We start from the raw sequence: 6,559 nt of genomic DNA, 5'->3' as shown, positions 1-6,559 counted from the left end.
GCCACCGGCAAGCCGATCCTGCTGCTCACGAACAATGGCGGCTACCACCCGGACGAGGTCGTGGAGCGCCTGGCGGATGGTGGGTTCGAGCTGGCCCAGGAGGAGGTCCTGACGACCAGCCTCGTGGCGAGGGAGTGGATCGTAAAGAACGACATGAAAGGGGCTCCGGCGTTCATCCTGGCGCCGCAGACGGTAGCCGCCCAGCTGGCCGACCTGCTCCGTATCAAGTACCTCGAACTGGGGCAGACCGCAGACTTCGTGCTCTGCGGCCGGGACACCGACTTCAGCTACATCCGCCTGGCGCTGGCCGCCGACGCGATACGGGCCGGGGCGGCATTCCTGTCGCTGAACAAGGACCCGGTGATGCCCATCGAGAATGGGGGCATGCTGCCCGGCACCGGTTCCATAGTCGCCGCAGTGGAGGCGGCCTCCGGCAAAAGCGCAACGGTCCTGGGCAAACCGGAGGAGCCCATGATGCGGGCCGCCGCGGAGCGACTCGGCTACGACAAGGTGTTGATGCTGGGCGACCGGCTGGAGTCGGACATCGCCGGCGCCAAGAGGATCGGATGGGACGGGGCGCTGGTCCTGACGGGACTAACCGTCACAGGCGAGCTGCTGGACCCGCGCCCCGACCACATCCTCACCTCTTTGCAGTCACTGGCTGTTAGTTAGAAGCTTTGCCCCCGAGGTCGCGGGTGGCGACCACTTTGCCCTCGGCGTCGAACTGGTCGAGGCGGGCGGGGTTCAGATCCCGAAGGATGTCAAAGGCCCGCTCCAGCTCGGTTTCGTCGCTGGTGGCGATTTCAACCACCGTCTCCTCACGGGACTCGATCCCGGCGTCCGGTGACGCTTCGTGGTCGGGTGCCGCGTCCTTGTCGGACGGCGCATAACGCTGCTTGAGCATGCCTCCGGAGAGCAGGCCGAGCGTTCCGCCGGCTATGGCTGGAACCAGGAGCCACAACATGATCCAGCGGGCGATCGATACCTCGGAGCCCGGTGCCCCGTGGACCATGAAGCCGACGATCAGACCCAGAGCGACTGCAACACCGCCGATCAGCAGAACTCCGGCCGTGGCTCCCTGCGCCTGCGATTTGGTGACTGCGCTGCCCAGCACCGGCGAGGCGACAACTCCTTCGAGCTCGTCACGCATCTCGGCGTACTGGACCTTGCGGTCGTCGGGCTTGGAGGTGATCTCCACCGTTGCGTCCCTCAGGTTCCTTTTCAACAGGTCGGCGGCCTTCTGCGCCTTTCCCCTGCCGTCAAAGGTCGCGGCGAGACTGTGGGTGTGCGCTCCGTAGGAGCTGTCGGTCATTTCTGGCCTCCTAGTCAGTTGTCCCGAGCAACCTTTTACCCGCTAAATTTGGAAACGGAACCATCAACAACCGGAGGTTCGATGGTCGACGAGGGTGGCGGCACCCGGCGGCGCCTGGTGGTGTGGAGCGGAGTCGACGAGTGGCGGGCCGAGGTGTGCCGCCTCCAGATCGCTCGGGACGGGGTCCGGGCGGAGGGGACACAGATCGGGGTCAACCCGGTTCCCTATCGGATGGACTACCGCCTCGACGCCTCAGAAAACTTCGTCACCGCCCGGCTGGAGGTCGACGTTTCCGGCGTTGACTGGACCCGAAGCCTGGTGCTGACCCACGACGGGGCCGGCGCCTGGGGCATCGAAGCGCGGGCGGCCGGGGACCCGGATCTCCCGCCGCCGGGCGGCGACCCAGCCCTGGTCGAGGGCGCCCTCGACTGCGACCTGGGCTTATGCCCGGCGACCAACCTCATGCCCGTGGTCCGCCACGGCCTGCACCGGGGACCGGGGGAGCGGGACTTCCTGATGGCGTGGGTCTCGGTTCCCGACCTCGGCGTCCACCCGTCGAAGCAGAGGTACGAGCACGTCCGGCTCACCGAATCCGGGTCGGTCGTCCGCTATGTCGGGGAACACCGGGACTTTGTGGGAGAGCTGGAGATCGACGAAGACGGCGTCGTGATCTTCTACCCGGACCTCGCGCGGAGGGTTAGATGACGCCGAAGGGCCCGGCCGGATAAGCCGGCTGGGCAGGCGTGGGCCGCCCCTTGCCGCCGCCGAGAACGTGGATGAGAGCCATGCCGGCCACGAACCCGCCGACGTGGGCCACCCAGGCGACCCCCCCTTCCCCCACCTGCTGACCGCCTCCGATGAAGAACTGCGAGACGAACCAAAGGCCGAGCACGGCGACCGCCGGGAGCCGGACCCTGAAGAACAGGATGAAGCCGACCAGGGTGTGGATCATCGCCCTCGGGAACAAAAGGATGTAGGCGCCGAGAACCCCGGCCACCGCTCCGCTGGCCCCGATGGTCGGGACCTGCGATGAGGCGTTGAAGAAGACGTGGGCCAGCGAGGCGGCCACCCCGGTCACCAGGTAGAACGCGAGGTATTTGACCACCCCCAGGCGGTCCTCGATGTTGTTGCCGAACACCCAGAGAAACAGCATGTTGCCGGCGAGGTGCAGGAAACCCCCGTGAAGGAACATCGACGTGAGCAGCGACAGCATCACCGACTTTTGCTCGGTTTCGACGCCCGAGCAGATCTCGCCGGAAAGCTGCTCGCCTTCGACGACCTCGGCCGGGACGACCCCCCACTTGAAGAAGAACTGGCTGACCTCGCAGTTGTCGACCTCGCAGGCGATGTCCGCCCGGGCGCAGTCGCGGGTGGACCCGAACTGGGGCTCGAAGAGGAGGAAGGCGAGAACGTTCAGGACGATCAGTGTGATCGTAGCGACCGGTGTGTGGTGGGTCGGGTTCTCGTCGTGGATCGGGATGAGTCCGGTCGCCGAAATCATGTACGAAGGATAAGCGGGAACGCCCGCGTTTTACGAAAGCTTGACAACACGCTGGGCGGCTGTAAGCCTAAGCCGTCGTCTATGAGTGCCAAACTTCCCTCAGTAAGAGCCCTTGGTATAGCGAGCGTGATGGCCTGCTCGCTGCTTCTTGTTACGCCGGTGCCGGCAGCGCAGGGGGCCGACGTCAGCAAGGTGCAAAAGGAGTTGGACGCCGCGGCCATCGAGTACGGCCGTTTGGAGACCCAGCTCGCCGAGACCGAGGCCAAGCGGCGCAAGCTGGAGTCCGACCTCAAGCAGGCCGACAAGATCATCGAGGAGAAGGCGATCCAGGTGCAGTTGAGGGCCGGAGCGATCTACAAGAAGGGCGGCGTCTCCTCCTACTTGCAGGACCTCCTAATGGCTCCCGACCCGAACATCTTCTTCCGGCGCCTGCACTTCATGGAGATCCTGGGCAAGGGCGACACCGAGCTGGTCGACGGCCTGCGGGTCACCCAGTCCCGGGCCGACGAGATGATTGCCGACCTGGCCGCGACCAGGGAGCGGCAGGCGAAGCTCGTCGCGGCCCAAAAGGACAAAAAGGCCGAGCTCGCCGCCAAGCTGAGCGGCGCCCGGGTGGCCGCCAAGGTTTCGAAGATCCGGTCTTTCGCAGCGTTCACCCTGCCCATCGGAGGGCCCCAGGGGTTCGGCAACTCGTGGGGAGCCCGCCGGTCGGGGGGCCGGCGCCACAAGGGGACCGACGTGATGGCCTCCTGCGGCGCTCCGGTCGTCGCAGTGACCGACGGCACCATCTTCAACCTCCACGCCGGCGGCAACGGCGGCATCATGGCGTATCTCCGGGCGGGCAACGGCGATGTTTTCTTCTACTCGCACCTCAAGGGCTACGCCCCCGGCATCACCAACGGCAGCCGGGTCAGCGTGGGCCAGAAGATCGGGATCAACGGCAACACCGGGAACGCCCGGGGCGGCCCCTGCCACGTCCACTTCGAGTGGCACAAGGGCGGCGGAAGGGCGGTCAACCCCTTCCCTCTGCTCAACGCCGCCCGCTAAGCACCTTTCTGGCCCGATCCTGGGCTAATATCGGGCGTTGTGGACGAAGCCGAAGCAAGCACTCGCCTGGCGGAGATAGCCCAGATTCCCCTGGAGGGGCGCGCCGACTTTTTGGACGGACTGATCGACGACCTCGAGGCCGCCCTGGAGGAAACCTCCTCTCCCGACGACTCAACCCCCTGATGAGCCTTGACCCGTCGCCGGCTGGATACTGAGTTGGTGGCCCGGGGGCTGGTGGAAGACGTCGAGGCAGCCCGGCAGGCCATCGACTCCCGGACCGTGACCATCGACGGCGCCCCCGGCCTGAAAGCGGGCACCATGGTGTCGGACACCAGCCGGATCACACTTGAATCCGGCCGCCGGTTCGTCTCGCGAGGAGGAGACAAGCTGTGCGGCGCCCTGGACGACTTTCGACTCGACGTGACCGGTATGCGGTGCCTGGACGCCGGCGCAGGCTCGGGCGGCTTCACCGACTGCCTGCTCCAGAGGGGTGCGGCCTCGGTGGTGGCGGTCGACGTCGGCTACGGCCAGTTCGACTGGGCCCTCCGGACCGACCCCCGTGTGACCCTTTTCGAGCGGACGAACATCCGGCAGGTGCCCGAGTCGGGTCCGTTCGACCTGGTGGTCGGGGACCTCAGCTTTGTCTCGCTGCGCTCGCTGGCTCGCACTATTGCCGATCTGGCCGGGACTGCCGGCGCCTGCGTCCTGCTGGTCAAACCCCAGTTCGAGGGTCGCCGGGAGGACGTCGGCCCGGGGGGCATCGTCTCCGACCCCCAGGTGTGGGTGGGCGCCATCCGCTCGGCCGCCGAGGCGCTTAACGACAACGGTCTGGGTACCGTGGCCGTCGCCCCGTCCCGGCTGAAGGGCGCCACCGGTAACCAGGAGTTCTTCCTGCTGGCCCGCCCCGGCGCAGCGATGCACCAGGAGGCGATCGAGACCGCAGTGGAGGCCGCCGGATGAAAACCATCGGCCTGGTGCTGCACCCGACCAACCCCAAAGCCAAGGAGGTGGCGGCCGCCATCCGGGAGCACGGCGACTCCCGCGGCCTCAACATCGTCCCGGTCGACGAGGAGGACGCCCTGGACGCCGTCCTGGCGCTCGGCGGCGACGGAACGCTGCTTCGAGCCGCCCAGATCGCCTGGCACCTGGACGTGCCGGTCCTGGGGGCGAACCTCGGCAACCTGGGCTTTCTGTCGACCATCGACGCCGGGGACATCGAGCAGATGGTCAAGAGCATGATCACCGACATCTACCGGGTAGAGGAGCGGATGATGCTGGAGGCCACGGCGTTCCAGAACGGCGAGGAGGTCTGCCGGGTGATGGCGCTGAACGAGATCGTCGTGGAGCGGGGGACCGTGTCCCGGGTAGTCAAGATCCTGGTCCGGGTAGGCGACGAAACCGTAGCCCGCTACGTGGCCGATGGCTTCATCGTCTCGACCCCGACCGGCTCGACCGCCTACTCGCTTTCGGCTGGCGGCCCGGTGGTGGAGCCCGAGGTGCAGGCGATGCTGCTGACGTCGGTATCCGCCCACTCCCCGCTGTGGCGTTCAATCGTCGTCAGCCCCAAGCACCTGGTGACGCTGGAGACCCCAGACGACACGGTGGCTTTGTCGGCCGACGGCCAGCCGGTGGCGATCCTGGACCCGGGGTCCGTCGTCACGGTGCGGGCCCACGAGCGCCCGCTGCAGTTGCTGACGGCCTACCAATCGCACTTCTACGACAAGCTGCGCCTGCGTTTCCACGTAGAGCCGAACGACTTGGGCGACTGAAGCGCCACCGGAGCGATCGTGAGCGATACAGCGCTTCCACGCGGCCGCGGACCGGGGTCTAATGCCGAGAATTGAACTAGTCACCTATATCGATGCTCCGAGAGAACGCGTGTTTGACCTCGCTCGCAGCGTCGACCTCCACATGGCCTCGACCGCCGCTTCCAAAGAGACGGTCATCGCAGGGGTTCGAAACGGACTCATGGGCCTCGGTGATTCTGTTACCTGGCGAGCCCGTCATTTCGGACTTTGGCACAAACTGACGAGCGAGATCACTCAGTTCAGCCCGCCGGCCCACTTCCGCGACTCAATGGTCACCGGCTCTTTTCGCCGGCTTGATCACGACCACTCGTTCGAACCGTCCGGACCAGCCGGCGGAAGCACCGTCATGCGTGACGTCTTTGACTTCACCTCGCCTTTCGGCCCTCTTGGCTGGCTGGTCAACCGCCTCCTGCTAACGAAGTACATGCGGCTGCTGCTGGAGGAGCGAAATCGCGTGATCAAGGAGGCTGTGGAAACCGACGAGTGGTCGCTGTAATTGGGTCCCGGGGCGAACACCAACGCCGGCGGGCCTCCGGAGACGCCTAAGGCGCACAACTCTATCGCCAGAACAGTTAGCCAAACGGGTTGCTCCAAGGCTGCTGTAGCGGTGCTCTCTTGCAGATCGACCGGATGTTCTTGGTCGAGTTGGTACTACAGCGGGATATTCCCGACGGTCCAGTGCTACGCATGCGTATCGGGGACGTTTCGAGGAGGTGCCCATGCGCTATGGCGCACCGTTGGAGGAGCTGGGGCCGCGATCCAGACATAGGGCGCGCCTCTCGTGACTGTCTTCTGAACTAGAACATGTGCCTCTAATGTGACAAAGGAGCCCCGATGACCCGTTTAGATGCAGGATTCACCACCATTCACAGGAACCGGCTTTGTACCGCG

General features: G+C 65.9%; 9 protein-coding genes. 7 read left to right on the top strand and 2 right to left on the bottom strand.

The window, feature by feature from the left end; genetic code table 11:
• Nucleotides 1-672, top strand: a 672-nt coding sequence (locus tag VFV09_05075) for an HAD-IA family hydrolase (protein ID HEU4867085.1), incomplete at its 5' end; no start/stop codon positions are given.
• On the opposite strand, the gene VFV09_05070 is transcribed toward VFV09_05075, so the two are convergent.
• Nucleotides 665-1,312 carry a hypothetical protein gene (locus VFV09_05070; GenBank protein ID HEU4867084.1) on the bottom strand — a complete coding sequence of 216 codons (648 nt, stop codon included), beginning with the start codon at nt 1,310-1,312 and terminating at the stop codon, nt 665-667. The two genes, VFV09_05075 and VFV09_05070, sit on opposite strands and share 8 nt — an antisense overlap.
• Nucleotides 1,313-1,393: 81 nt before the next feature.
• On the opposite strand from VFV09_05070, the gene VFV09_05065 reads away from it, so the two are divergent.
• Complete coding sequence (locus tag VFV09_05065; GenBank protein HEU4867083.1) at nt 1,394-2,017, top strand: putative glycolipid-binding domain-containing protein; 624 nt, start codon at nt 1,394-1,396, stop codon at nt 2,015-2,017.
• On the opposite strand, the gene VFV09_05060 is transcribed toward VFV09_05065, so the two are convergent.
• A complete protein-coding gene (locus VFV09_05060; protein HEU4867082.1) occupies nt 2,010-2,813 on the bottom strand; it encodes a rhomboid family intramembrane serine protease in 804 nt (267 codons plus the stop codon). The genes VFV09_05065 and VFV09_05060 overlap by 8 nt on opposite strands.
• Nucleotides 2,814-2,942: 129 nt before the next feature.
• On the opposite strand from VFV09_05060, the gene VFV09_05055 reads away from it, so the two are divergent.
• From VFV09_05055 to VFV09_05035, 5 genes are all read left to right on the top strand, one after another.
• Nucleotides 2,943-3,860, top strand: a complete 918-nt coding sequence (locus VFV09_05055) for a peptidoglycan DD-metalloendopeptidase family protein (GenBank protein ID HEU4867081.1) — start codon at nt 2,943-2,945, stop codon at nt 3,858-3,860.
• A 39-nt stretch (nt 3,861-3,899) separates the two neighbouring features.
• On the top strand, nt 3,900-4,043 hold the full coding sequence (locus VFV09_05050; GenBank protein ID HEU4867080.1) for a hypothetical protein: 144 nt from the start codon (nt 3,900-3,902) through the stop codon (nt 4,041-4,043).
• 6 nt (nt 4,044-4,049) lie between these two features.
• The gene (locus tag VFV09_05045; GenBank protein HEU4867079.1) at nt 4,050-4,820 is read left to right on the top strand and encodes a TlyA family RNA methyltransferase; all 771 of its coding nucleotides are present in this window, start codon (nt 4,050-4,052) and stop codon (nt 4,818-4,820) included.
• Nucleotides 4,817-5,629, top strand: coding sequence for an NAD(+)/NADH kinase (locus tag VFV09_05040; GenBank protein ID HEU4867078.1), 813 nt, complete (start codon nt 4,817-4,819; stop codon nt 5,627-5,629). The genes VFV09_05045 and VFV09_05040 overlap by 4 nt, the downstream gene beginning before the upstream one ends.
• Before the next feature lie 61 nt (nt 5,630-5,690).
• Complete coding sequence (locus VFV09_05035; GenBank protein HEU4867077.1) at nt 5,691-6,164, top strand: SRPBCC family protein; 474 nt, start codon at nt 5,691-5,693, stop codon at nt 6,162-6,164.
• The last annotated feature ends 395 nt before the right edge of the window (nt 6,165-6,559 follow it).

It is taken from the genome of Actinomycetota bacterium, assembly GCA_035759705.1.
Lineage (GTDB): Bacteria > Actinomycetota > CADDZG01 > JAHWKV01 > JAHWKV01 > JAJCYE01.
Note: the sequence above shows the minus strand (reverse complement) of the source record. Positions and strands in the feature narration are given on the sequence as shown.

Coding starts and splice junctions, on each gene's coding strand:
- VFV09_05070 (HEU4867084.1), bottom strand. CDS start 1,312: ATGACCGACAGCTCCTACGGAGCGCACACCCACAGTCTCGCCGCGACC.
- VFV09_05065 (HEU4867083.1), top strand. CDS start 1,394: ATGGTCGACGAGGGTGGCGGCACCCGGCGGCGCCTGGTGGTGTGGAGC.
- VFV09_05060 (HEU4867082.1), bottom strand. CDS start 2,813: ATGATTTCGGCGACCGGACTCATCCCGATCCACGACGAGAACCCGACC.
- VFV09_05055 (HEU4867081.1), top strand. CDS start 2,943: ATGGCCTGCTCGCTGCTTCTTGTTACGCCGGTGCCGGCAGCGCAGGGG.
- VFV09_05040 (HEU4867078.1), top strand. CDS start 4,817: ATGAAAACCATCGGCCTGGTGCTGCACCCGACCAACCCCAAAGCCAAG.
- VFV09_05035 (HEU4867077.1), top strand. CDS start 5,691: ATGCCGAGAATTGAACTAGTCACCTATATCGATGCTCCGAGAGAACGC.